Origin of the sequence: Mesorhizobium sp. M2A.F.Ca.ET.043.02.1.1, assembly GCF_003952405.1 — a bacterium.
Classification (GTDB): domain Bacteria; phylum Pseudomonadota; class Alphaproteobacteria; order Rhizobiales; family Rhizobiaceae; genus Mesorhizobium.
In genome coordinates this window covers 2,522,982-2,548,970 of the sequence record NZ_CP034445.1, presented here as the reverse complement: position 1 = coordinate 2,548,970, position 25,989 = coordinate 2,522,982, and the positions used below count along the sequence as shown (strand labels likewise).

The 25,989-nt window shown below is 60.3% G+C and carries 19 protein-coding genes and 2 pseudogenes; 10 read left to right on the top strand and 11 right to left on the bottom strand.

Annotation, left to right across the window (positions count from 1 at the left end; all coding sequences use genetic code 11):
* Window positions 1-29: 29 nt before the first annotated feature.
* The 8 genes and pseudogenes from metK (at window position 30) to EJ068_RS12120 (ending at window position 9,822) form a co-directional block, all read left to right on the top strand.
* Complete coding sequence (gene metK, locus EJ068_RS12155; RefSeq protein WP_063169265.1) at window positions 30-1,205, top strand: methionine adenosyltransferase; 1,176 nt, start codon at window positions 30-32, stop codon at window positions 1,203-1,205.
* Window positions 1,206-1,305: 100 nt separating this feature from the next.
* Window positions 1,306-2,319, top strand: coding sequence for an adenosine kinase (locus EJ068_RS12150; RefSeq protein WP_126063919.1), 1,014 nt, complete (start codon window positions 1,306-1,308; stop codon window positions 2,317-2,319).
* Window positions 2,320-2,384: 65 nt separating this feature from the next.
* Window positions 2,385-3,419 (top strand): L-threonine 3-dehydrogenase, encoded by a 1,035-nt coding sequence (tdh, locus tag EJ068_RS12145; RefSeq protein ID WP_126063920.1) that lies wholly within the window; start codon window positions 2,385-2,387, stop codon window positions 3,417-3,419.
* 714 nt (window positions 3,420-4,133) lie between these two features.
* Window positions 4,134-4,302, top strand: a pseudogene (locus EJ068_RS33210) (transposase); the annotation flags it as partial.
* Between the two features lie 812 nt (window positions 4,303-5,114).
* The gene (locus EJ068_RS12135; RefSeq protein ID WP_024505585.1) at window positions 5,115-5,801 is read left to right on the top strand and encodes a response regulator transcription factor; all 687 of its coding nucleotides are present in this window, start codon (window positions 5,115-5,117) and stop codon (window positions 5,799-5,801) included.
* Between the two features lie 71 nt (window positions 5,802-5,872).
* A complete protein-coding gene (locus EJ068_RS12130; RefSeq protein ID WP_050580548.1) occupies window positions 5,873-7,294 on the top strand; it encodes a type II and III secretion system protein family protein in 1,422 nt (473 codons plus the stop codon).
* Between the two features lie 12 nt (window positions 7,295-7,306).
* Window positions 7,307-7,867 carry a CpaD family pilus assembly lipoprotein gene (locus EJ068_RS12125; RefSeq protein WP_063169261.1) on the top strand — a complete coding sequence of 187 codons (561 nt, stop codon included), beginning with the start codon at window positions 7,307-7,309 and terminating at the stop codon, window positions 7,865-7,867.
* Between the two features lie 83 nt (window positions 7,868-7,950).
* A complete protein-coding gene (locus EJ068_RS12120) occupies window positions 7,951-9,822 on the top strand; it encodes an acyltransferase family protein (protein WP_126080682.1) in 1,872 nt (623 codons plus the stop codon).
* A 482-nt stretch (window positions 9,823-10,304) separates the two neighbouring features.
* Here the strand turns inward: EJ068_RS12120 and EJ068_RS12115 are convergent, their stop codons facing one another.
* Window positions 10,305-11,444, bottom strand: coding sequence for a porin (locus tag EJ068_RS12115; protein WP_126063922.1), 1,140 nt, complete (start codon window positions 11,442-11,444; stop codon window positions 10,305-10,307).
* Window positions 11,445-12,126: 682 nt separating this feature from the next.
* Between EJ068_RS12115 and EJ068_RS12110 the strand changes: the two genes are divergently transcribed.
* Window positions 12,127-12,483, top strand: coding sequence for a hypothetical protein (locus EJ068_RS12110; RefSeq protein ID WP_024505577.1), 357 nt, complete (start codon window positions 12,127-12,129; stop codon window positions 12,481-12,483).
* 470 nt (window positions 12,484-12,953) lie between these two features.
* Window positions 12,954-14,280: pseudogene (hemN, locus tag EJ068_RS12105) on the top strand (oxygen-independent coproporphyrinogen III oxidase).
* Window positions 14,281-14,514: 234 nt separating this feature from the next.
* Here the strand turns inward: hemN and EJ068_RS12100 are convergent.
* The 10 genes from EJ068_RS12100 to EJ068_RS12055 form a co-directional block, all read right to left on the bottom strand.
* Complete coding sequence (locus tag EJ068_RS12100; protein ID WP_126063923.1) at window positions 14,515-16,158, bottom strand: MFS transporter; 1,644 nt, start codon at window positions 16,156-16,158, stop codon at window positions 14,515-14,517.
* A 173-nt stretch (window positions 16,159-16,331) separates the two neighbouring features.
* Window positions 16,332-17,315, bottom strand: a complete 984-nt coding sequence (locus EJ068_RS12095) for a beta-ketoacyl-ACP synthase III (RefSeq protein ID WP_126063924.1) — start codon at window positions 17,313-17,315, stop codon at window positions 16,332-16,334.
* Complete coding sequence (locus EJ068_RS12090; RefSeq protein ID WP_126080683.1) at window positions 17,312-18,577, bottom strand: adenosylmethionine--8-amino-7-oxononanoate transaminase; 1,266 nt, start codon at window positions 18,575-18,577, stop codon at window positions 17,312-17,314. Before EJ068_RS12090 ends, EJ068_RS12095 begins: the two co-directional genes overlap by 4 nt.
* On the bottom strand, window positions 18,577-19,212 hold the full coding sequence (gene bioD / locus EJ068_RS12085; protein WP_063169254.1) for a dethiobiotin synthase: 636 nt from the start codon (window positions 19,210-19,212) through the stop codon (window positions 18,577-18,579). The genes EJ068_RS12090 and bioD overlap by 1 nt, the downstream gene beginning before the upstream one ends.
* Window positions 19,209-20,348: an 8-amino-7-oxononanoate synthase gene (locus tag EJ068_RS12080; RefSeq protein ID WP_024505572.1), complete on the bottom strand. Its 1,140-nt coding sequence runs from the start codon at window positions 20,346-20,348 to the stop codon at window positions 19,209-19,211. Before EJ068_RS12080 ends, bioD begins: the two co-directional genes overlap by 4 nt.
* Window positions 20,345-21,313: a biotin synthase BioB gene (bioB, locus tag EJ068_RS12075; RefSeq protein ID WP_245454882.1), complete on the bottom strand. Its 969-nt coding sequence runs from the start codon at window positions 21,311-21,313 to the stop codon at window positions 20,345-20,347. Before bioB ends, EJ068_RS12080 begins: the two co-directional genes overlap by 4 nt.
* Window positions 21,314-21,487: 174 nt before the next feature.
* Window positions 21,488-22,369: a carboxylating nicotinate-nucleotide diphosphorylase gene (gene nadC / locus EJ068_RS12070; RefSeq protein ID WP_024505570.1), complete on the bottom strand. Its 882-nt coding sequence runs from the start codon at window positions 22,367-22,369 to the stop codon at window positions 21,488-21,490.
* Window position 22,370: 1 nt separating this feature from the next.
* Window positions 22,371-23,912, bottom strand: a complete 1,542-nt coding sequence (locus EJ068_RS12065) for an L-aspartate oxidase (protein ID WP_024505569.1) — start codon at window positions 23,910-23,912, stop codon at window positions 22,371-22,373.
* Window positions 23,909-24,883 carry a quinolinate synthase NadA gene (gene nadA, locus EJ068_RS12060; RefSeq protein ID WP_126063925.1) on the bottom strand — a complete coding sequence of 325 codons (975 nt, stop codon included), beginning with the start codon at window positions 24,881-24,883 and terminating at the stop codon, window positions 23,909-23,911. Before nadA ends, EJ068_RS12065 begins: the two co-directional genes overlap by 4 nt.
* 62 nt (window positions 24,884-24,945) lie before the next feature.
* Window positions 24,946-25,908: a hypothetical protein gene (locus EJ068_RS12055; protein ID WP_126063926.1), complete on the bottom strand. Its 963-nt coding sequence runs from the start codon at window positions 25,906-25,908 to the stop codon at window positions 24,946-24,948.
* Window positions 25,909-25,989: the final 81 nt, after the last annotated feature.

Here is a 25,989-nt window from a genome sequence, read left to right as displayed (position 1 = left end):
ACTCCAGCACTTGAAGCGAGGGCATTTTTATGACCAGGCAGTTCGTGTTCTCTTCCGAATCCGTCGGCGCGGGACACCCCGACAAGATGGCAGACAACATCTCCGATGCCATTCTCGATGCGGTCCTGCGCACCGATCCGAAGGCGCGCGTCGCCTGTGAAGTGTTGGTGAAGACGGGGATGGTCGTTGTGGCTGGCGAGATCACCAGCCATGCCCACATCGATTACAGCCAAGTCGCCCGCGATACGATACTCGATATTGGCTACGACGATGATGCGATTGGCTTTGATGGTCGACGTTGCGCCGTCGTTCTGGCCCTCACCGAGCAGTCGCCCGACATAAGCCAGGGCGTTGATGAAGGACGAGGGCAGGATCTCGGGCAAGGGGCAGGGGATCAGGGCATCATGTTTGGATTCGCATGCAACGAGACGGATACATTGATGCCCCTGCCGATCCAACTCGCTCACCATTTGACGAAAAGACAGGCCGAGGTCCGGAAAGCGGGACAGCTTGGCTGGCTGCGTCCGGACGTGAAATCTCAAGTGTCGGTACGCTACGAAGGGCTCCGCCCGGTGGCGCTGGATACCATAGTCCTGTCAACGCAGCATGACGAAGCGGTCTCACAAGCCACGGTCCGCGAAGGCGTCATTGAGGAGATCATAAAACCGGTCCTGCCGGCCCACCTGGATACTTCGGGGATCAGATTTCTGGTCAACCCAACAGGGCGGTTCGTGGTCGGTGGGCCTGCCGGCGACTGCGGCCTCACAGGACGGAAGATCATCGTCGATTCCTACGGTGGGACCGGGCGTCACGGCGGCGGTGCCTTTTCGGGCAAGGACCCATCCAAGGTTGACCGCTCGGCGGCCTATGCCGCCCGGTATGTCGCGAAGAACATCGTTGCCAGCGGCCTTGCAGAGGTCTGCGAGGTTCAGCTTGCCTACGCGATCGGCGTGGCCAGTCCGGTTTCTGTCATGGTCAATACCTTCGGAACCGCAAGGATCGAGGAAAAAAGGATCGAGCGCCTTGTTCTCGAGGTTTTCAATCTCCGACCGAAAGGCATCATCAAGATGCTTGATCTCTTACGGCCGATATACCGCAAGACGGCGACATACGGACACTTCGGGCGTGAAGAGCCTGAGTTCACTTGGGAGAAGACGGACAAAGCTGACGATTTGCTGCGTGAAGCCGGACCGGCAGCTGCGTGAGGGCGGCTGGATCAAGCGCATGCGGCAACCCATTTCAACTCGCGAGACCACGCCCGGCCGGCGTGGCAAGAAGCCGGCTCGGGTTTTGGCGGAGATTTTGATGCCGGATTATGACGTGCTTTGCATCGGCAATGCCATTGTCGACATCATCGCCCAGTGCGACGAGGAATTCCTCGAGACCAACGGCATCATCAAGGGCGCGATGAACCTCATCGACACACAACGCGCCGAACTGCTCTACAGCCGCATGGGTCCGGCGATCGAAGCGTCCGGCGGCAGCGCCGGCAACACGGCGGCCGGCGTCGCCAGCTTTGGCGGCCGCGCGGCCTTCTTCGGCAAGGTCTCCAACGATGCGCTGGGCGAAATCTACGCCCACGACATCCATGCGCAGGGCGTCGCCTTCGGCACCACGCCGCTCAAGGGTGAGCCGCCGACGGCGCGCTCGATGATCTTCGTCACGCCCGACGGCGAGCGCTCGATGAACACCTATCTCGGCGCCTGCGTCGAGCTTGGCCCTGAGGATGTCGAAGCCGACAAGGCGTCCGGCGCCAAGGTCACCTATTTCGAAGGCTATCTGTGGGACCCGCCGCGCGCCAAGGAGGCAATCCGCCAGACGGCGAAGCTGGCGCACGCGGCAGGCCGAGAAGTGTCGATGACGCTATCGGATTCGTTCTGCGTCGACCGCTACCGCGACGAATTCCTCGACCTGATGCGCTCGGGCACGGTCGACATCGTCTTTGCCAACAGCCACGAGATCAAGTCGCTCTACCAGACATCGTCGTTCGACGAGGCGCTGGCCCAGATCCGCAAGGATTGCCGGATCGCCGCCGTCACCCGCTCGGAAAAAGGCTCGGTGATCGTGCGCGGCGACGAGACCGTGGTGATCAAGGCGACCGCCATCAAGGAACTGGTCGACACGACGGGCGCCGGCGATCTCTATGCCGCCGGCTTCCTGCATGGCTACACGCAAGGCCGCGACCTGCAGACTTGCGGCGACCTTGGCTCACTGGCAGCCGGATTGGTGATCCAGCAGATCGGCCCCAGGCCCCGTCAGAATTTGCGCCGCGAGGCCGAGCAGGCGGGGCTGACCATTCCGGACGTTCAAACGAGTTAGTGGCCTACCTTCCCGTTGTGCAGGCTATCTCGCCAGAAGCGCAATCACGGAATAGGGAAATCCTGATGTCGAACATGATGAAGGCGCTTGTGAAGGCCAAGGCCGAACCGGGCATCTGGATGGAAGAGGTGCCGGTGCCGGAAATCGGCCCCAACGACGTGCTGATCAAGATCAAGAAGACGGCGATCTGCGGCACCGACGTGCACATCTACAATTGGGACCAGTGGGCGCAGAAGACGGTGCCGGTGCCGATGGTGACGGGCCATGAATTCGTCGGCACCGTTGCCGATTTCGGCGCAGCGGTCACCGAATACAAGGTCGGCCAGCGTGTATTGGGCGAAGGCCACATCGTCTGCGGCCATTGCCGCAACTGTCGCGCCGGGCGAGGGCATCTGTGCCGCAACACACTCGGCGTCGGCGTCAACCGTCCAGGCGCCTTCGGCGAGTATCTGGCGATCCCGCAGCACAATGTCGTGCCGATCCCCGACGATGTGCCCGATGAGATTGCCGCGATCTTCGATCCCTTGGGCAATGCCGTCCACACCGCATTGTCCTTCGATCTGGTCGGCGAGGACGTGCTGGTGACTGGCGCCGGGCCGATCGGCATCATGGGCGCGCTCGTCGCCCAATGCGTCGGCGCGCGCAAAGTGGTCATCACTGACATCAACCCGGTGCGGCTGGCGCTAGCCAAGAAACTCGGCGTCCAGCATGTCGTCGACGCCTCGAAGGAGAAGCTGCGCGACGTCATGCCGGTGCTCGGCATGACCGAGGGGTTCGACGTCGGGCTCGAAATGTCAGGCGCCGCCCCCGCTTTCCGCGACATGATCGACACCATGAACAATGGCGGCAAGATCGCCATTCTGGGCATCGCGCCGACCGGCTTCGAGATCGACTGGAACAAGGTCATCTTCAAGATGCTGCATCTCAAAGGCATCTACGGCCGCGAGATGTTCGAAACCTGGTACAAGATGATCGCGCTTGTGCAGGGTCCGCTGGATGTCTCCGGCCTGATCACCCACCGCATCGGCATCGACGATTTTCAGATCGGTTTCGATGCGATGAAGAGCGGCAGTTCCGGCAAGGTGGTGATGGACTGGTAGGGATTGCCTTGGCCGCTATTCAGGAAAAGCTGACGACAGCACCTCTGGTCCGCCGGACATTTTCCAACTAGGGGAACATGGCTGGGTGGAGAGCTATGGCTCCGCTACGTGCGCTCGCTAATCATACACGGCGACGTATCGCGGCCCACCCGGTGACGGTCGATGGGGCAATTCGCTTCAGTCGATGACGGAAACCCGGTGAACCGATGCTGAGGCCCCGACGCGATCGTCTATTTCCTATGATCTGCGATTGAGGTCGAGGTGTTGCCGCTTTCAGCGGGTAAAATGCGATAGACGACTTCCGGTACCCTTCCGGTCAGCGAAAAGGAAGGCAACGAGCCGCATTGCCTCAAGCAAAATGTTACCAATAGTGTCCTGTTCCAAAGGGGATGGACAGGTCGTGCCATTCCGGTTCGGGGGAAGGATGGCGCGGCTCAGCATGGCGACACGGTGAAGCGGCGATCGTGGAGCTTTATTGCGGCGTTGACAAGCGGCGCATTCTGGATGAGTTCGAGGCGGTAACCGGCTATTATTCGCAAGCGCGCGATCCGTCTTATGAACCGTCGTGAGCAGAGGCCGTCTGCGGGCAAGAGCCGCAGCCGCTGTTACGGCAGCGATGTCCGCGACGCGCTCATCGTGTTGTGGGAGGATTCGGAGCGGCTGGGTCCGCATCGACGCTCGCGGCGGCCAGCGCCGCCGGGCAGGAATGAGTTCGCAGTTCGCCGCTCGGTGCCAGCCCGCACCTTCGGCGATTGGAAAGATCCGCCGCCCGGCTTTGTTGAGCGCATTCGGGCACGTCTTCGTCAGGGAGCTTCGTGCAGACGATGGTGCTGACCGGATTGCCGCCGGCTGGACCGATTGCATTCCGCTCCGCACGCGCGACAGCGGCAATGTGATCATGGCGATCAAGCAGGCCCGCTCCCGGTTTCGCTGACCCTGTGCTGCTGTTTGCCGGCATCCGCCCGCACAGGAAGAGCTTGTAAAAGCGGTCGGTGCGGAAATCGAGGAGCCGTTGGTCGTCGATCTTCAGCCTGAACGCGGTCGTTTGCTGGTGCCGCAAATCGGCTGTTGCATGTACATCCCTGTCAGACGTCAGTTTTCCTCGCCTATTTTGGTGTCGAGCGCGAAGTGCTCCAACCAGATTGCAAGGCTTTTTGGAAATGAGAGCGGCTTTGCGCAGGGCGCTCCGTTGTTGAGCATTCAAGCTACCAAGCCAATGACGCGCAGGTTCCACCAGGCTCGCCAGCCTTGAAGGACAGCGAAAAAAGCAGAGCACGACAGACACAACAGTGCATCAGGACGCCGCAGTCGTTGAAGATGGTGCGCTGCATCCATACCGTGGATGCATTCGATCCAAATAATCGATTTGTTCAATCAGTTTCTCGAAAGCTAACCCTACCCTCTGTGGGAATCGGGCTCTGAGCCGCGACGCTGCCTTGCGAGCGCAGGGGCTGCACGTAGGAGAGATGATGCAACGAGAAATCGCACGCGGGTTGCTGGCCTCGTGGGTTCGCCGACCGGCGTATTTGAGCCCGTCAGTTGGTCCTCACCCGCGCCTATTGCCACCGAGCGACTTGCATGTCCCTCCGACTCGGACCAGTTCCGAGAGCTGCGACGAGTTGCGCGCCGTGTGCTCCGATCAGATGGCCGCCGGTGACGCGTTCGATGGGCCGTCCCTCTTCGAGAGGAGATGAAATGCGAACGCTGCTCGTGGATCATCATGCGGATCTTGCGCGCGCCATGCGACTTGCGCTCGGGGATGGCGGCTTCGTCGTTGATGTCGTTGGTACTCTGGAACTGGCTTCGAGTGCATTTTCTTGCGCCAGCTATGAAATTCTCCTGCTGGAATTGGCTCTGCCAGATGGCGATGGCTTGGGTTGGCTGAGGCAGTTGAGGACCCACGGGCATTCAGTTCCTGCCGTCATTATGAGCAGCCTTAACGATCTCGATAAGCGAATTGCGATCTTCAACGGTGGTGCGGACGACTTTCTGCTCAAACCCATCTCTACCGATGAGCTTATTGCCAGAATGAGAGCCATTCTGCGCCGGGCGACACAGATGACCGACCTGAGGCTCGTATTTGGCAATCTCGACTTTGATCCGGTCGCCCGCCAGGTTTTCGTTGATGGGCACCCAATGATGATCGCACGTCGCGAACTCTGTATTCTAGAGCACCTGCTTAACCGGGCAGGCCGCATCGTGCCCCGTGCGCAATTGGAAGATCACCTCTATTCATTCAACGACGACGTGTCTGCCAACGCGCTTGAAGTCGGAATTTATCGTTTACGGGGACATCTGACCAGATCAGGTGCAACGCCACGGATCAAGACCATCCGAGGCATTGGTTACATCCTAGAATTGACTGACGCCTCGTCCGCATAGTTTGTCGAATCGAAAGAAGATCTATTTTGCTGATCCTTCAACATCCTTGCCATGCGCTCAATTGGCGGGCGATCGCCAACAAGGTTACAAGACCTGCAGTTCCCCGTTACCTGGGCCATCTCCTCTGCGCGCTTATTGTGACTTTCCCACTTGGTGTCGCGGCGCAAAACAAGCAGGACAAAGGCCCGCCGCATGCGGCTTCGAATAGCATCAACGCCACGCTGACCCTTTCCTCTTCGCTCGGGGAGACCGTTCATCTGCCCGCGCCAGCCACGACCATCTTTGTTGCTGACCCCACGATCGCGGATTTTCAGGCGCCATCGAGCAAAACAATCTTCGTCTTTGGCAAGAAATCGGGGCGGACCAGCCTATTCGCCTTGGATGGCAATGGCGAGCCTCTCGCCGAATTGCGTATCGTTGTCACGCAACCGATCGGGGATTTACGCGCCATGTTGCGGGAGCAGGTCGGCGACTATCCCATCCGCGTCAACTATACGCCGCGCGGCGCAATCCTTAGCGGGACGGCGCCCGACGCAGAGGTCGCCGACACCGCAAAAAGAGTCACTGAGCAATATCTGGGCGACGGAGCGCAAGTCGTCAACAACATCAAGGTCGCTGGATCCCTGCAAGTTAACCTCAGCGTGCGCGTAGCCGAAGTCTCACGCAGCGCCATGAAGTCACTCGGCGTCAACTTGTCCGCCTTCGGTCAAATCGGCAATTTCAAAGTGGGCGTTCTAAGCGGAAGCGCTGCAAGCGCTGGGTCTGGTTCAACCCAGGGTGGCGGTACAGCAGAAATCGGATTCGACAACGGTGCCGTCAACGTCAGCGCGGTTCTCGACGCGCTCGCCAAGGAGCATATAGCTTCCGTCCTGGCTGAGCCGAACCTCACCGCTATGTCGGGTGAAAAGGCCAGCTTTCTCGCGGGCGGCGAATTTCCCATTCCTGTCCTGCAGGAAAACAGGCAGGTATCGGTTGAATTCCGTCACTTCGGCGTCAGTCTGGAATTTGTGCCGACAGTTCTCAGCAACAATCAAATCAACATTCACGTAACGCCCGAAGTCAGTGAACTGTCGACGCAAGGTGCCGTGCAAATCAACGGAATTTCCGTGCCGGCAGTTTCCACGCGCCGAGCCGATACGGTCGTCGAACTCGCCAGCGGCCAGAGCTTCGCAATCGGCGGTCTAATCAGGCGGAACGTCAACAATGATGTCAGGGCCTTTCCCTGGCTCGGAGAACTGCCGATCCTGGGACCGCTTTTTCGCTCGACCTCGTTTCAAAAAGAGGAGTCAGAACTGGTCATTCTAGTTACGCCTTACATTGTAAGACCAGGCTCCAACCCAAACCAGATGAGCGCACCGACCGAGCGGGCGGCACCGGCTTTGAACGGAGGGGGCGCTCCGACGAATTCCGTGACAAGTCCCCCGCGAGACCGCGCTGCTATCCGTGCGGGCGCGCCAAGCGCCCAGGGCGGTCTCGGCTTCATCATCGAATAGTGTCATCCAAAGATGTTGCGTTTTATAATCCTCTTTGTCGCTCTGGCACCAAGCGTAAGTGGCTGCACAAGCACTACGCCAGTTGATGTCGAACCATCGGCACCAATGCTTGTCCGAGAGGAGACCACCGTCCTGACGTTGCAAAGCCTGCGCGCTTCCGAACGGCAGCGTTTGCGTGTTTTCCTAGACAAGGCCAGTCGCGGCCGGTTCGATGCCATCCACCTCCTCATCAGCGGTTCGCCCCAGCTCAGCGCAGGGGTAGCCCATCAGGCCAGGCAGTTGGCAATCGAAGAAGACAACATTCAATTGCGCGATCAACACGACGCCGGCTCAGTGCGAATTGAGGCGATTGTCTATCACGCCCGTCCGCCGGTCTGTCCCTCATATGGTGCCTTACCCAATGAAGAATCCTTCAAACAGCCGCTTGGTTGTTCGACAGGACATAACCTGGCCGTGATGGTCAACGATCCGCGCGATCTGCTCGACAATCAGGCCGTCAAGGCCGGCGATGGCGATCGTGCTTCTGTACCAGTTGCAACTTACAGAACATTCGGGACGGATAAAGGTGGCTGATACCGCCCTTATCTCGGCAGCACTCCTACCGGAGATTGAAAGCTTCCAATCGCGTCCTGATCTAAAATAAAAGGAACCGCTGGATGCAATATAGGCGCTATATCGAGGGCCTTAGGGCCGTTGCTGTACTTCCGGTCGTACTCTTTCATTTCGGAATTTCGGCGATCCCGGGTGGCTTTAGCGGGGTCGATATCTTCTTCGTCATCTCCGGCTACCTAACCAGCGGAAGCCTCCTGGATGACCTTGAACGCGGCCAATTTTCCATCGTCAACTTCTACTGGCGCCGTGCCCGGCGCATTCTGCCGGCGCTCGTCTTTGTGATGCTTCTCACCTGCATTGCAGCATTGTTCATTCTTCTGCCACCGGATCTGCGCGGATTCAGTCTTAGCATCATAGCTACCTCGACCTTCTGGTCGAACGTTTTCTTCTGGAAAACGTCAAGTTACTTCTCTATCGATGCCGCGCTTCTACCACTGTTGCACACTTGGCCGCTTTCCGTAGCGGAGCAGTACTACATCTTCGCACCAATCCTGATGTTCCTAATCTATCGCTACATCGGGAAGCGCTGGCTGACGACACTTCTTCCGATAATTCTCTGCAGCTTCGTAGTGGCGGTGATGGCGACATCGCTGGCACCCACCGCCGGATTCTATCTGCTGCCGACCCGAATCTGGGAACTCATGTTGGGCGCCCTGCTCATGCTCAAATGCCCCTCGCCGCTGGGCAACCGATTCCTGATGGAGTCGGTGGGGGTGGCCGGATTTGGCCTTCTCGCCATCGGGTTCTTCGCGATTTCGGCGAGTGATCCGTTCCCAGGCTACAACGCCTTGTATCCATGCATCGGAACGGCCCTTCTGATCTATGTTGGCCAAAATACCCCCTCGACGGTCGCCACCCGCATGCTCGAAGTCCGGCCGCTGGTCTGGATTGGGCTCATCTCGTATTCGTTGTATCTTGTTCACTGGCCTCTCAATGCGTTCGCGCACTATCTTTCGTTCCAAAAACTCGATCCGTTGATGACCGGTGCGATGTTGGTGGCAAGCCTCGCATTGGCTGCATTCTCCTGGAAGTTTGTAGAGCAGCCGTTTCGACAGAAGAGGGCCTTCACCTCCCCGGGGCCTATCTTCGCCTTTTCAGCGCTCGCGATCGTTGTCCTTTGTGCCGGCGGAGCGGCGGGGGCGCTCGGCAATGGCTTTCCGCAACGGTTTCCGGACTATGTCCAGCGGCGCATTTCCGTCGGGGACTGGAGGAATGGCATCTGTTTCAACGAGGGCACCAGCCGGATCGAAAGCTGGAATATGGAGGATTGCACGCGCACCAGCGGTTTTCCAACAACGGTTTTTTTGTGGGGCGACTCCTTCGCCGCGCACTATGTTTCCGGCTTGGGTGCTAACATAAATCGATTGCAGGCGAACATCGTTGAATATACGTACGCCAGCTGCGCGCCGATACTCTATTACTACCCTTACGATCGTCTTGATTGTGTCCGGTTCAATCGCAAGGCCTTGGACGTCATCTTGGAAGCGGACATCAAGACGGTTATCCTCAGCGGTAGATGGAGTGACTATGAGGTCAGAGGTTTCGACGGTCTTCAGCAAACAATCGCTACGCTTCGTGCCCTGGGCGTGCGCGTGTTTGTCATCGGCCAGTCTCCGCAGTTCCCAACTGACGTCCGGAAAATTGCGTTCTTCGCCAAGCGCCAAAATCTGGACGATACGTCCTGGCCGATCGCGATGGACCCCGACATCAACGAACGTGTGCGCTCATTTACCAAAGGCGCCACATTCATCGATCCGCTGAAATTCCTGTGCAGCGCAGGACGCTGCGCCTATTCCGATAGAGGAGAGTTTTTATATTTCGACTATGGTCATTTCTCTTCAGCCGGCGCCACACTGGCAATCTCGAAATACTGGCCGGCTTTTGGCAAGGACAATGCTCTTCCTAAGACGAAGTAGCGGCTCAGCGGCTGACAAGCACCAGTACGGGTCCCAGTGATAGCTCCTGCTTCCGCAGCAGCCGCGACGATGGAGCTGTTCAGGTTTAAGGCCCCCCGATAGTGACCTAGGATGGGTGCTGCCACGCGGCTCGGACTCAGCGTGCATTATCACGTAAATGTTGAGAGAATGAATGGCGCCGCGAAGGGCAATTCCAGCCGTCCAAAGCGACAGGCGTGTCGCGGCCTCGACATTGCAGTGGCGCTTACCTAACACGGCCTCACACTGCCCTCTAAGCGGCCCCGAATTTGAACTGACGGCCCCTGGCCGGTTCATCGGGCAGGTCAAGGGCTAGGTGTAGTACACAGGGCTCATAACTTTCAGTTTCTAGTTGGTACGATGGGCCGTGGACGGTCGATGCAGACTTCAAGATGGCGAACGAAGCTCTCCATGCGTGCGTTGTCGAGGCAAGTGCCTTTGCCATGCTCGCGACTGGAGAGATTTCAAAATGAGCCTTGTAAGCGGAGAATGCCGCCGACGCTGTTCGGCTTGCTCGTGCCCTTGACGGCGGTAGGCTCGGCAGGGCCGAGGCCAGAGTTGCCGTAGTGGTCGTAATCGACCTCGGCTGTGACCGTGAAGCCGGGAACGACCATGTAGGCGACGTTTGCAGCCACACCAGCATCCTTGAGCTGATCACCCGAGACCTGAAGGTTGAACGAAGTTTTCTCGTCAAACTCGTAGGTGGCGCCCGCCCAGAAAGCCCACTGGCCGTTCCAGATTTTGTACGAGCCGCGCCCATGATTGGCAATTGCGCCGTTTGAGTCCTCGTTGAGACTGGCATTGGAACCGTAGCCGAAGAGTCCAAACAGCGACAGCTGGTTTGTGACAGCGACGTCGACGCGGATCTTGCCGGCAAAAGCTTCGTAATTGCTGTCATAAGCCGCGACGCCGGTGATCGAGCCCCAGCCTTGCGTGTATTTCAAGCCGGCGACAACGTGCGGAATATAGCTGTCGATAGTACCGGCTGAGCCCGATCCTTGTTCGAGCGAAATCACAGTCGAAATGCCGTTGCCGGCGTCGAAGTGGTACTGAGCCACGTTGGTGTCGAAGCCGGCCGACGGAACGAGCATACTATCGAGAACGTCGCCAGCGTAGCTTACAAACGTATCGAAGGCCGACCCCTCCTTGCCAACTCGCAGGCCTCCCAGCTCGACCCAGGCAGAAGCCAGTGCGAGGCCGCTGTTGAAATCATAGTTCTGAGGACTGTCATGCGAGTTAGCGCTGTTGCCAAAATTCACGTGGGTTTCGGTATAGGTCGTCAACGCGCCGAGCTCGGTCTGCTGGCCGGTCCAAGTTTTGAACGTGAAGCGTGTGCTGTTTCGCCAAGTGCCTTGGTCCTCGCCAGTTCTCACGTCCGAGGTTCTTGCGCTGTCATACGATCGGACGTCACCCAGGCCGATATCGTAACGGACATAGCCGCCGATGCGCAGGCAGGTCTCGGTGTTGGGAATATAGGAATATCCCGAGCCGAGGACGTCGCAGATCTTGATGTACTCGGCCGGTTCCCGCTCGGCGCCAGCTGCTCGACCGACGGAAACGGTCATCAGAGCAGTTAAGCCGAGAAGAGGACTCTTGATGTACATGTCTAGATCTCCATGAAGGAATAAAAAGGATAGAGGCGAAAGAGCAAGCTTTTCCTCTAAATTTTGTGCGTGTTGTCTCCAATATGTGGACGCCAAAGCGCTTGACACGAGAGGTGAGCCAGCGTAAAAGCCACATGTACTTATAATAGTGTTTTCTGTTAGGAGATTCATTATCGTTTACATGTGAAACACTCCGGTCGGACCGCTGCAGCTCTCCGAAATAGAGCAGCAAGCGACATGCCAACCTGAAGCGTAAATGCGGCCGACACCAAAATCGGGCCGACGCGCCTTCGTCTCGCTGGAATCACTTTTTTTGAGGGTCACTGCGAAAAGCAATGTGCGACACGGTTCGCCATGTTCGATATGTGACAGTCTCGTTTAACAGCGACGGCTTCCCGTCTGACCGCAACGGAGGCCGCGCCATGCGCTACCGAGAAGGATCACTGCGCGTACGCTCCGCAAGGGCTGCGCCAGGAACAGAGGGCGTGCGCGTCCGAGGCGTCGCATGGTGGCCGCAGCACCTTTTCGCCGCTGTAAGTTCGCCGTGCAGGTACATTGCGCGGCCGGAAGCGAGAGGGAGCGCACCCTGAAACGGCTGCCTACGGCTCGCCTCGAGTAATTGGCGATGAACAGCATTCTCGAGAACTTAGTCTCGACGGAAAGAGCAACGAAAGGAAGCCGCTTGGACGAGCACGATCCGAAGGAAGAACCGATCGAGACCATTTTCCGCAACGGCACAATCACTGCCGTGGGTATCCTGCTTGCCTTTTCGCTCGGCTTCCTCACTCATTGGGCCGCGAACCCCTTGCCATGGCAACTCTACGATCTGTTCGCCGTAGTGCCGATCCTGCTCGGCATCGCACTGCAGATGAGAGCGCTGTCCATGCTGCTCGACATGAGTTCCTTGCGGCGCCCCATCTACGAACGCGCCAATCGCATTTTCATGGTCGGCCTCATCCAGACCGCGTGTGGCGTCGGCATGGCCATCTTGGTCGATCTTTTCGGGATATCGGTAGGGGGCACGCTGCCCGGCGCTTGACGACAAGCCACACCGCCGCTCTTCGCTCGAAGCGACGTCAAGCCGGGGAACCTTGTGCACCCCCTAGCGGCGTCCTCCTTTCATCAAATGAGCCGACGTCAGCTTTAGAGCGTCTCGGTGGCTAAAGCCGGTATGGTTTTTCGGCCGGCAGGGAAGGCCGCTGGCTGGACCTGGATGGCGTCTGAACGAGGCTTGACAGGTCCGTTGCGTCGGACATGAATTTCGCATTGCAAAGTTCTTCCGCAGACGCCTCAAGCACACTGCACTGGCGTCACGTACTACTCAGACGTTGAATGCGGCACCGCACCATCACCTCAGGCGCAACCATGGCACGCGCGCTCCCCGGCGTGGTTGACCCCATCCTGTCCAAACGAGACTGCGACATAAGCGGGACGCACTGACTTAGGTCAGAGACCAGGACGAGCGCGCAACGAAAGAATGATGGATCAGCGACGTGGGATGACAGCTCCTTGCACACCTCAATCCTGACAAAGTACCGGGACCCCCGGCCGCCTTGGTATACCATCTATCCGACTGTGCCAGACTTCTCTGCGGCAGTTGGTGCTGACGATTATGAGGAATGGCTGGGGGGCCTCCCGGCCGACGAATCGGTGTCGCTCTATTTCCACATTCCGTTTTGCCGATCCATGTGCTGGTATTGCGGCTTCCCTACCGCGGTCATCCGTCGCAACGGCCCGATCCTTAATTATTTAGCGGTGCTGCGTCAGGAGATCAGTTTGGTGTCGGAGCAAGTGCGGCAAGGGCTGCCGGTGAGCGATGTGCATTTCGGCGCGGAACGCCTCACCTTATCGGGCCAGCCGAGCACTTGGCGCTGATGGAATTTCTACGCCGCCACTTCGCTTTCAGCAAAACTGCTGCGATCACCGTGGAGATCGATCCCCGAACGTTCACACCGGAAATGGCCGAAGCCTTGGCAGCTAACGGTGTCAACCGCGCGAGCATCGGCGTGCAGAGCTTTGATCCCGATGTGCAAAGGCGATCAATCGGATCCAGAGTAAGGTGCAGACGGCCGCTGCAGTCCAAAATCTCCGCCGGCATGGCGTTGGCCATATCAACTTCGACCTCATCTTCGGTCTACCGAAACAGACTGTGCAGTCCTGCATCCAGACCGCGATGGCTGCGGTCGCCATGCGCCCCAACCGGCTTGCGGTGTTCGGATACGCGCATATTCCTTCCGTGATAAAGAACCAGCGCCTATCGAGCAGGCAGGTCTACCGGACGGCGATCTTCGCGCCGAACAGGCTGCAGCTGTCGCCGAGACACTGGTTGGCGCTGGCTACCGGGAGATCGGGCTCGATCATTTCGCTCCGCCGGACGACGAACTCGCGCTAGCGCAGAAGACCGGGCGCGCCTACGGCGTAATTCGCTGGGATACTCGGCCGATACTTGCAAAACGTGATCGGCTCAGGCGCGTCGGCTATTGGCCGAGTCCGCGAGGGGTATGTTCAGAACGAAGTAACACGGGATTCTTACGCCCGGCACATCGCAAGTGGACGTCTGGCGACATCAAAGGGTCACCGTCTGACCGACGATGACCGGGTGCGCGCAGCGATCATCGAGCGACTGATGTGCGATTTGGAGGCCGACGTGCCGACCATCTGTGCCGCCCACGAAATCGAACCAGCTCGTTTTCTCGATTCAGTTGAGAGTTTGGTGACGCTGGCTGAGGAGGGGATCCTGGACGTCGAAAACGGCTTCATCCGCGTGCGGCCGGAGCACCGCTTTGTTGTTCGCGCCGTTGCTGCTGCATTCGATGCTTTTCTCGCGAATCGATGAGTTGAGGCCACGACGCCGAAAGGCATCAAACCTTGTTTGGCGCTCGTCGGCATGGGCTCTCGCAGAAGACTCCGCAAGCGTATGCAGGGGACTTCCACTTGACGCCGCGTTCACCATCATCTCGCCTGGGTGCGCGCGAAAGCGCACAACCCGGAGCACGCTGCTCTCGGTGTGAGGCTGTGCTCTGCAAAGCACCGGTGATCCACCCTGTCCCTGGACAGCAGCTTGATGGCGTCATCTTGGAGGACGAGAAAAGATTGTCGAGGTACGGGTACGAATTGCCTCGGTCGTCCGTTCAATCGAAAGCACTGTCTGCGGAGGCACCTCTCCTTCATGCAGTGACAGGAGATGCTGGGCGACTTCCTTATCTGCTGCGGTGAGTCGATGATTTAGGCGGAGAAAGTCCATCCAGGTGGGGGTGCGGAATGTCTCCGTCCAAAGTGACGGTGTTTGCAGATTTCGCTGGAGCGTCCAGTTTCGTGCACCGGCACGGCTCTGGACGTGTCGCCGCGTGCGCATGGAGCCCAGAAAGGCCTCGATATTTTCCTCCGATATCAAATACTCGACCTTGGCCACGATAGGGCCACTTCTGGGTTTCAGATCGAGAGCCACGTCCGGCGGATGAAAAACTGAACTTTCTTGATCGGTTTCTTCCCAGGGACGGACCGGCAACACGATCCCCGCTGCTGCAACCAGCAACAGAGCGCCTGCGGCGCCCTCCAATGCTAAGGTCAAGGAATAGTTTTGCGCGACAGAACCCCAGATCCAGCTGCCAGCAGCCATACCGCCTGCGCTCAAGGCGTAGTAAATGGAGAGCGTGCGGCCTACAACCCACCTTGGGCTTGCCAACTGCACCGACACGTCAATGCCCGTCCAGGTGATAAGCCAACCCGCTCCGCCGAGCGCCAGCGAAATGGCCGCCACAGGAATCGACGATGTAAGGGCAAGGGAGAGGCAACAGACTGCACAAGCCACAGAGGCGAAGGCCACCAGCCTGTTTTGAGACGTGACCTTCCTCAAGAAGCCGTTGCCCATGCCCGCGATGAAAGCACCCATGCCGAAGCCGGCCAATAAGATACCGTAGACAATTGGCCCACTCTTCAACTGATCCCGGACGACGAGGGGGAGCAACGCCAGAATGGAGATGCTTGCCAATCCGAAAAGAGCGGCTCGGGCGGTCGCTGCCCTGATCTCCAAAGACATCGCAGTAAAGCGCACTCCGTCATGAATTGCCGTCGTCATTCTCTCACGAGGGAGAGGCGAAGAGCGGACCTCCCATTTGGTGCGCCATATCGCGCTTATGGGCGCCAGATCACTCACCGCAGCCAAGGCGAAAGCGGCCAGCGGCCCAAAGACGGCCAGGATCACGCCCCCCAAGGCCGGACCAACGCTGCGCACAATGTTGTATCCGACGGACATAAGCGTCACTGCGGCCGGAATGTCGCGTTTGTGAAGGATATCGCCGACCGAAGCGTGCCAAGCCGGATCATTCAAGGCAAAGCCGCAGCCGGCCAGGAAACCTAACCCGAGAATCAGCCAAGGACTGACAAATCCCAGACCCACAGAAATCATCAGCGTCGTCGACGCCGATGCTATCAGGCAGTGTCCCGCAAACATCACCCACCGGCGGCTGAAGTTGTCGGCAATGGCTCCGGCGAAAACTGAGAGGAAGAACACCGGCAATGTGGATGCGGCCTGGACGAGTGCCACCATGAGGTCGGACGCTGAAATCGTTGCCATAAGCCAACTGATGGCGACCGTTTGCACTAGCCAACCGAGGCTGGAAATCTGGGTGGCCGCCCAAATTGAGCGAAACACCTTGTTTCGAAATGGGGCGAGCGTCTTTGAAACGGGCGGTTGAGGATTTTCGCTCTGCATGAGGTATTGCTGGCCTTCGATGAGCGCTGCGATTTGAGCAAGCGGGTCGATACTTAGACATCGCGGAGCACCGCACGGAACCCAGCTCTATGGAGCTTGCCGGCGACTATTTACGTATTGAGCCATTCTCATAGTCTCATTCATGAGCAGTCCTGTGCGCAAGCATTGCTTTGCTAAATTCCCACCACAAGCGCGCCGCCGCTGAGACCCGCACCCGCTGCCGCCAAGAGGACTTTCTCGCCAGGCCGAAACGGCTGCGCCCGATGGGCCAGCGACAATGAGAGCGGGATCGTCGCGGCGGAAGAGTTGCCATATTCGGCGATCGTCTTGACGATCGAGTGATCAGCGATGCCGAGGTTCCTGCCGACCGCGTCGAAAATGCGCGCATTGGCCTGATGCGGCACGAAACGATCGAGGTCTTGCGGCCTCAGTCGGGCAGCAGTGAGCGCATCTCTCGAGCAGGCGGTCATCATCTCCACGGCCTTGCTGAATACTTCACGGCCGTCAGTGATCGTCATCCGTGTCTGCGCGAGGTCGAGGTCGGCATGGAACGGAGTGTTGCTTCCCCCGGCGGGAATCTGGATTAGCCCGTAGCGCGAGCCGTCGGAATCCACCGAAGCGCCGAGAATGCCTCGATCCGGGTCATCGCAAGGACTGATCACCATGGCGCCGGCGGCATCGGCAAACAGCACGGCGCTGGCGCGCTCGGCCAAATTGATGCGGTGGCTGAGGATGTTGGCGGCGATGACAAGGCTCGCTTTGCCGTGCAGGCGGGTGAACCCGTCGGCGAACATCAGCGCATAGATGAAGCCGGCGCAGGCGCCGGTCAGGTCGATCGCTCCGGCGCGGCCTAGCCCCAGCCGATGTGCGACCAGCGGCGCGCTTGGCGGCAGAAGGTGATCGGGCGTCGACGTGGCGAGCAAGAGTAGACCGACGTCGCCGCGGTCGATACCGGCATTGGTCAGCGCCATGTCGCCGGCAGAGGCGGCAAGGCCCGACAGCGTGTCTTCGTCTGTTGCCCAGAAGCGCGAGCGAATTCCGGTGCGCCGCTCGATCCAGCCGGGCTCAAGCCCGAGCCGGTCTTCGATTTCCGGGTTCTCGACCTTGCGCGCCGGCGCATGATGGCCGAAGCCGAGAACGCGCGACGATAGGTTCATGGCCGCGAGCCGAAGCGTTCGCCGGCCTCCTCTATCGCGTCATAGAGCCCGCCCAATTCGTCGCTGGTGATGCAATAGGGCGGTAGAAGATAGAGGACATTGCCGAGCGGGCGCACAAGTAGCCCCCGCTCAAGGAAAAAAGCGCGCAGTTTTGGCCCGATCTCGGCCAGATAACCGGCTGAGCCGGTGCGTAGGTCGAGTGCCGCGATGGTGCCGGTTGTCCGGCAGTCGGTGAAATATGGATTGACCCGGAAGCGTTGCAGCCCGGCGGCCTGCCTCGCGCTCAAGACCGCGATCCGCTCGGCCACCGGCTCGTCACGCCAGATCTCGACATTGGCAAGTGCTGCCGCGCAGGCGATCGGATTGGCGGTGTAGGAGCTCGAATGGAAAAACGTCTTCTTGCGATCCTCCGAAAAGTGAGCGTGGAAGATGGCATCGGTGGCGATCGTGGCGGCCAGCGGGATGGTACCACCGGTCAGACCTTTCGAGGTGCACAAGATGTCGGGCGAGACGGACGCCTGTTCGCAGGCAAACATGGTTCCGGTGCGCCCCCAGCCGGTCATCACTTCATCGGCGATCAGCAGCGTGCCGGAGGCTTCGGCGATCCTCTTCAATTCGGCAAGAACCCAGGCCGGATACATCAGCATGCCGCCGGCGCCAAGCACCAGCGGCTCGACGATCAGCGCGGCTGCGCGCCGGTCGCGGCTAACGGCCTCGAACCGATCCAGCGTTTCCTGCTCGCGCCCGGCGGCCGGGAAGGGGATGGCGTCGACCTCGAACAGCAAAGGATCATAGGCGGCGTTGAAGACGCCGCGGGCGCCGACGCTCATCGCCCCGATCGTGTCGCCATGATAGCTGTGCTCCATGACGGCGATGCGCGAACGCGGCGCGCCGATGTTGCGGAAATAGCCGAGCGCCATCTTCAGCGCGACTTCGACTGAGGTGGAGCCACTGTCGGAATAGAACACCCGGTCGAGGCCGGCGGGTGCGATGCCGATAAGCGCCTCGGCCAGCCGTTCGGCCGGCTCGTGGGTGAAGCCCGCGAAGATGATCTGGTCGAGGCTCGACGCGGTCGTCTCGATGGCCTTCATGATGCGGGGGTGGCGATGGCCATGGGTGACGACCCACCAGGAAGAAATCGCATCGAGGATGCGGAAGCCGTCGGCCTTGTGGAGATAGGCGCCTTCAGTCAGCACGATTTCAGGGACCGAGGGCTCTAGCGCGTGCTGCGTGAACGGATGCCAGACTCGAGACTCCGCCATCAGTCGCCTCCGGCAATCATGGCCAGGTCGAAGCCGGAAATCATTGCATCTCTCAACGTTTCACCCGTCAGCGGACCGAGGTGCGGCAGCCTGCCCAGCTGCGGCACGCCGCCGAATTCCACGATTGTCCTTTGTGTATCGGCCACCTCTTCGCCAATGAAGGCAATGCCGATGAGCGGGATGGAGCGGGCTCTCAGGGCCTCGATCGACAACAGCGTATGATTGATGGTGCCAAGCGCGGTGCGGGCGCACAGTATGACCGGCAGCCGCCATTGTTCGAATATGTCAATGAACCTTGTCTGTCGATTGAGCGGCACCATCAGCCCGCCGGCGCCTTCGATGACGAGCGGTGTCGGCAGGACCGGAAATGAAAGATCGTCGGCCTCGATCGCGACGCCGTCGATTTCGGCTGATCGATGCGGCGACAGCGGCATCGTCAGTCGATAGACTTCGGGCAGCACGCGTCCGTCGGGCAAGCCGGAAAGCCGGGCGACGACCTCGCTGTCGGTCTCCTCGTTGAGGCCCGATTGCACCGGCTTCCAGTAGAAGCCGTCGAGCAGCCCGGCAAGTCCGGCCGAAAACACTGTCTTGCCAATTCCAGTGTCTGTTCCGGTGACGACGATGCGTTTGGTCATGCTGTGGCCAACACTCCGACGAGAGCCTCGACCATGGCGGAAATGTCGGCTTCGTCGACGTTGAGAGTCAGCGAAATGCGCAGGCGCGACGTACCCTCAGGCACTGTCGGCGGGCGAATGCCGCGTATGTCGAAGCCGCGTGCCTGCAGTCCTGCCGCCACCGCCATGGTGCGGCTGTTATCGCCGATCACAAGCGGCTGGATCTGCGAACCGCTGGGCATCACGCCGCAGCGTTCGGCCAATTGCCGGCTCGCGAAAGCGACACGCTCGTGCAACTGAGCACGACGCATAGGCTCGTCAGACAGAATAGTCAGCGCCTCACGTGCCGCGACTGCCATCAGCGGCGATGGTGCGGTCGCATAGATGAATGGCCGGCACCGGTTGATAAGATAGTCGCACAGTGTTCGCGGTCCGGTAACGAGCGCGCCGGATGCGCCAAGCGCCTTGCCGCATGTGTGGAGCGTGACGATGTTGTCGCGGCCTTCATACGCGGCGGCCAGTCCCCGGCCGTCCGGTCCCCAGACGCCGGTGGCATGCGCTTCATCGACGACGATGAATGCCTGGTACCGATCAGCCAGCGCGACCAGGCTCTCCATCGGCGCACGGTCGCCATCCATGCTGTAAAGGCTTTCGAAGGCGATCCACACCCGCCCCATGCCGCCTTCGGCGCGCCAGCGGGTGATTGCGTCCTCGACAGCGTCGACGTCGTTGTGCGCGGCCAGCTTGAACTCAGCGCGCCCGGCCTGGGCACCCTCATGCATGCTGGCATGAGCGAGCTCGTCGAGGACCAGCAGGTCGCCTTTCTGCGGCAGGGCCGTCAGCAGAGCGAAGTTGGCGATATAGCCGCTGCCGAAGAACAGTGCACGCTCGGCTCCGAAAAATGCCGCTGCGTCCGCCTCCAGTTGCTCATGTTCCGGTGCATTGCCGCGCAACAGCCGCGATCCGGTGGCGCCCACTGGCGTGCCCCGCGCAATCGCCGTCGAAACCGCATCGCCCAGTCTTTTGGAGGCGGCAAGTCCGATATAGTCGTTCGACGAGAAGTCGAGCCCGGCGCGCGGTGCGAGCGTCCGCAACCGGTCCTTGCGCCCCAGTCCCCGCAAGGTTGCGTCATAGCGGGCAAGAATTGCCTCCTTCATTGCGTGGCGAGTTCCATAGGCTCAATGCCGAGGCGCCGGAACAGAAGGGTATCCTTGTCCTCGCCGGGATTTCCCGCCGTCAGCAGCGTGTCGCCGACAAAGATCGAATTGGCCCCGGCAAAGAAGCACAGCGCCTGCGTTTCGTCGCTCATCGCCGTCCTGCCGGCGGACAGCCTTACATAGGATTTCGGCATCATCACCCGCGCGAGCGCAACGATGCGGACGAAATCGATCGGATCGATGGCGTCGGCCGCGGCAAGCGGCGTGCCTTCGATGGGAATAAGCATGTTGATCGGCACGCTTTCCGGCGGCTCGGGCAGGTTCGCGAGCGTGACCAGCATGTCGATGCGATCGGTCTTTTCTTCTCCCATCCCGACAATGCCGCCGCAGCAGACTTTCATCCCAACCGCGCGCACGTGCCCAAGCGTTTCCAGCCGGTCGGCAAAAGTCCTGGTTGAAATAACCTCGCCATAGTAGCGCTCAGAGGTATCGATGTTGTGGTTATAGTAGTCGAGACCGGCCTGCTTCAGGCGAGCAGCTTGCTCAAGATCGAGCATGCCGAGCGTCATGCAGGTCTCCATGCCGAGGGCCTTGACGCCCTCAATCATGGCGACCACAACCTCCATGTCGCGCTCCTTGGGACTTCGCCACGCCGCGCCCATGCAATAGCGCGTTGCGCCGCCATCACGCGCCATGGCCGCTTCGTCGATGACATGCTTGACGTCCACCAGCTTCGACGCCTTCACACCGGTTTCGTAATGCGCAGACTGGCTGCAATAGCCGCAATCTTCGGGGCACCCGCCGGTCTTGATGCTAAGGAGCCGCGACAGCTGCACTCGGTTTCGATCGAAGTTCTGGCGGTGGATCGTCTGAGCTAGGAACAGCAGATCGTTGAATGGCATGCCGTAGATGGCCTCGGCCTCTTTGCGGTTCCATCGCGGAGGCGTTCCATCGACCGATTGCATGGTCTGGTTCACGTCGAACTCCGAGTTCATTCCAATCGTCATCGTCAAACCTTTGTTTGCTAGTCCGGTACGCCTTCTTGGCTTTGGGGCGCACTCGCTAAAGGCGAGCTGCGGCACGTCTTTCCAGCACCTCCTACGCCTGCCGAGCTGATGTTGCTCCTCACGCCGTAATCCTCAGTTCAAGTGCTTGCAGATGTTCTGGTGGTCCGGCATGTCCAGGCCGATGTCGAGGATCGGGGCGCTGTGCGTCAGCCAACCCATGGAGATGAGATCGACACCGGTCGCCGCAATCGCCGCCGCCGTTTTCGGCATCACCCGACCGGACGCCTCGGTGATCGTACGGCCATCCACTATAGAAACCGCGCGGGCAAGATCCTCGACCGACATATTGTCGAGCAGCACCGCGTCAACACCAATCGCGAGCGCTGCATCGAGCTGCTTCAGCGTGTCGACCTCGACCTCGACCTTCACCATATGCCCTGCTGCGGCGCGCGCCCGCTCTATTGCTGTGCGGATATCGCCGGCGATCGCGATGTGGTTGTCCTTTATGAGCACGCCGTCATCGAGGCCGAACCGGTGATTGGCACCGCCGCCGACGCGCACGGCGTATTTCTCCAATGCCCGCAGCCCGGGCGTCGTCTTTCGCGTCGATACAATCCTCGCCTTGTGACCGCGCACGGCCTCAACCATGGCCGCTGTGGCAGTGGCAATGCCGCTCAGCCGGCATAAGAAATTGAGGGCCGTGCGTTCGGCCGTGAGCAGGCCTCGTGCGGGTCCGGACAATCTTGCAATGGTTTCCCCGGCCCCAACCTCGCTGCCATCAGGGCGCCAGATCTGGATGTTGATCGCCGGTTCCACGAGAAGGAAGGCATACGAGACCAGATCGAGCCCGGCAACGACGCCCGCCTGCCTCGCTTTGAGCACCAACGTGGCAGTGCAATCATACGGGATAACCGCATCGGTGGTCAGGTCGCCGGATCTGCCCAGGTCTTCGAGGAGCGCAACGCGCACAATCGGTTCGATCAGGGTCGCGGGGAGGGGGGAGAATGAAGTCATATCAAGTGCTCCGTATGGTAGCCCGGCAATCGAGTGCGGCCGCGGCCCGCATTGCGCTGTGCAGTGTCAGCCGTGATGGGCGCACGTTGGCATCGTGGAGCGGGAAATCGGACCGACAGTGCGCGCCTCGACTCTCTTCCCGCCTCAGGGCCGCCGCGGCGATCATCAGTGAGACCAAAGCCGGACCAGAGGCAGCGACACTATTGGCTGCGATCGGCAGCAGGGTCGCCACCGCTTCGCGCATTGCCTCGCCGTCGCGGATGATACCCAGGGCGGCGGAGACAATCGGGCGGACCACGGAAGCGTCTGGTCGTGGAGGGACGAATGTGGAGCATCTGCGCGGTCGCCGGGTATACGACGTGCCGGCAACGCTTTCGGCAACCCAGCTCGCGGTGACCGCCGCTTCGGTGAGCGAGTTGCTGGCCAGGCGGTTGGCGCCGTGCAGGCCGGTACAGGCCACCTCACCGCAGGCCCACAATCCCTCGATGGAGCTGCGGCCGGCGCTGTCTACGGCGACGCCGCCCATGTGATAATGTGCCGCCGGGCGCACCGGGATCAGGTCGGTCGCGGGGTCGATTCCTGCGCTCCGGCACAATTCGGCGATGCCTGGAAAACGCTTGCCAAATCTCGGGCCGAGACTTTGCCGTGCGTCCAGGAATACGCGGCGTCCAACGGCAAGCTGGTGCCAAATGGCGCGCGCTACGACGTCGCGAGGCGCAAGTTCACCGCCAGGTGTGTCGGCGAGGAAGCGCTCTCCTCGCTCATCGATGAGCACCGCGCCTTCGCCACGCACGGCTTCGCTCACCAGCGGCATCGGCCGGCGCGGACCGTCGAGCGCAGTTGGATGGAACTGTATGAATTCCAAGTCGGCGAGTTCCGCCCCCGCCCATGCGGCGAGCGCCAGCCCGTGACCCCATGAGCCAGCGGGGTTTGTCGTGTCGCAAAACAGCCCGCCGACGCCGCCGGTCGCCAGCACCGCGCGACGCGTGGGCAGAGCGAGCGCGCCGGCTCGTCCTGCTGCGACCACGGCGATGACCGACCCGTCCTGCACGACCAGCCGGCGGACCTCCACATTTTCGATAATGGTGATCGAGGCTGTACGCCGAACCGCGGCGACGAGCGCGCGCACCAACTCGCGACCGGTGGCGTCGCCGGCTGCATGCACAATTCGCCGTCGCGAGTGTGCCGCCTCGAGCCCAAGTCGCAACGCGCGGTCAGGGTGCTGGTCGAAGTCGACGCCGAACCTTTGGATCGTCCTAATCGCTTCGGGTGCAGCTCGTACCACTCGCCGCACCGTGGCCTCATCGCAGAGTCCGTCGCCGGCAGCTATCGTGTCGCAAAGGTGAAAATCTGGGCCGTCGTCGCCCCCGAGACTTGCCGCAAGACCGCCCTGGGCAAGTTCACTGCAGGCTCCGGTTCCAAGCGGCGCGTTGGTCAAAAGCACGACCGGTTCCGGCGCCAGATGAAGCGCCGTCATCAGGCCGGCAATGCCGCCGCCGATGACGACCGGCGCCCCGGCGATGTCGCGAACCTCCAGACTCATAGGGAAAGCATGCGCTCGACCGCGCGGCGGGCGGGGCCGGCAATTTCGGGATCAATCCGGACCTCATGCCGGTTCTGCTCGAGTGCGGCGCGAATGTTGGCCAGGTTGATGCGCTTCATGTGCGGGCACAGATTGCATGGGCGAACGAACTCGACGTCGGGATGCGCGACCGCGACGTTGTCGCTCATCGAACATTCGGTCAGAAGGACGACACGCGTCGGTTTCTCACGCTCGACATAATCCGACATCGCCGCGGTCGAGCCGGAGAACTCCGCCTCCGCGACAACGTCTGGTGGGCATTCTGGATGGGCCAGCACGATGACGCCTGGATGGGCATCGCGCAGTTCCCGGATGTCTGCTGCGGTGAAGCGCTCATGCACCTCGCAATGGCCTTTCCAGGCGATGATCTCGACGTCTGTATCGGCTGCCACGTTCCTCGCCAGATATTCGTCCGGGAGCATCAGCACACGCGCCACGCCAAGCGATTCCACCACCGCCTTGGCGTTGCCGGACGTGCAGCAGATGTCGGACTCCGCTTTTACGGCGGCGGAAGTGTTGACGTAAGTAACAACGGGGACCCCCGGATACCGCAGCCGCATTAGCCGCACGTCGTTTGCCGTGATCGATTCGGCCAGCGAGCAGCCGGCGCGGAGATCCGGGATGAGCACGGTCTTGTTCGGATTGAGCAGTTTTGCCGTCTCGGCCATGAAATGAACGCCGGCAACCACGATGATGTCGGCGTCGACCGTCACCGCCTTGTGGGCCAACGCCAGGCTGTCGCCGACGATGTCTGCCACGCAATGAAAAATTTCGGGCGTCTGGTAATTGTGCGCCAGCACCACCGCATTGCGCTCACGCTTCAGCGCTAAGATGGCTTCAATATCGCCGGCGAACGCGAGCCATTCAACGGGTGGGATCACCCGCCGGACACGCTCATACAGGGACGCAGCCATAGGTAACGCCCCAGTCATTGGCGCCTCGATTATATTCGGTTTGACAATAAGGGAATATATCTACCTTGACTATAAGTATGTCAAGCCCGCGCCAGCGGTAATTTTGTCCCGGCGATAGCCCTGTCGTCGAGGACGGCATGCCGGAAGCGATAAAGCTTCGCCGGTCGGCCGCCCGTGTCGAGGGAGGTCTCCCCGGTCTCCTCAACAAGTTCCTGCTGCTCGACCAATCTCCGGAAGTTCGGCTTGTTGATCAGCCTGCCAGCCAAAGCTTCCACGGTTCGCTGCAGTTGCAGCAGCGTGAAGGAAGGCCGCATAAGCTCGAACACGACCGGCCGGTATTTGATCTTCGAACGCAGCCGCGCGATCCCGGTTGCCAGAATACGACGGTGGTCAGCGACCATTGGTTTGCCAGCCGCGGCCGCAATCGCGTCCCTGCCGCCACCGGCCTCCTCAATCAGACCAGCTTCATAGAGCAACTCGTAGCGTTGGAGCGTGAGTTCCTCGTTCCAATGGCGGTCGTCGAAGCCGAAGGCTATCGCAGCGCGCTGCCGGCGCTCGCGTTGAGTGGTCGGCTCGCTGGCGCCGCCGGCCCACTCAATCAGGCGGGGCCGCAATCTATCGAGCAGCACAGGCGGCGTGCCGAAGCGGTGGTCCTCCCAGGGAAAATATTCGTACCAACTTTGCCAGCCGCACGCGGCCGAGTTCGTTGCCTGTTCCTTCCTGGTCAATGCGAGATAGCTGATTGAGATGACGCGCTGGTGGCGCTCAGTGCCGATGCGATCGCGATCGGCGAAGGTGTAGAGTTGCTCGATGTATCCAAGTGCATGGCCGGTCTGCTGCTCCACCCACCCCCTCAAACCCGACTGCAGTGATCGATGCTCAAGGGCAAAAGGTCCAGAAGGGAGGGTGTCCGCATGACCGACTGTGAGGACACAGGGCTCACTGTCGTTTACGGCGACCACGACGGCAGTCAGGTCCACTTTGGCTTCGTCAGCTTTGACGGCGGCTTTGCCTTTCTTGGTTCTTCTTGTCTGAGGATCCATGTTTGCGAAAGCGGGTTGGCCCAACGGAGCGCCTTAATCGATTGAATGTAACCTTGGAAGCCAGCACGTCAACACCAGAGT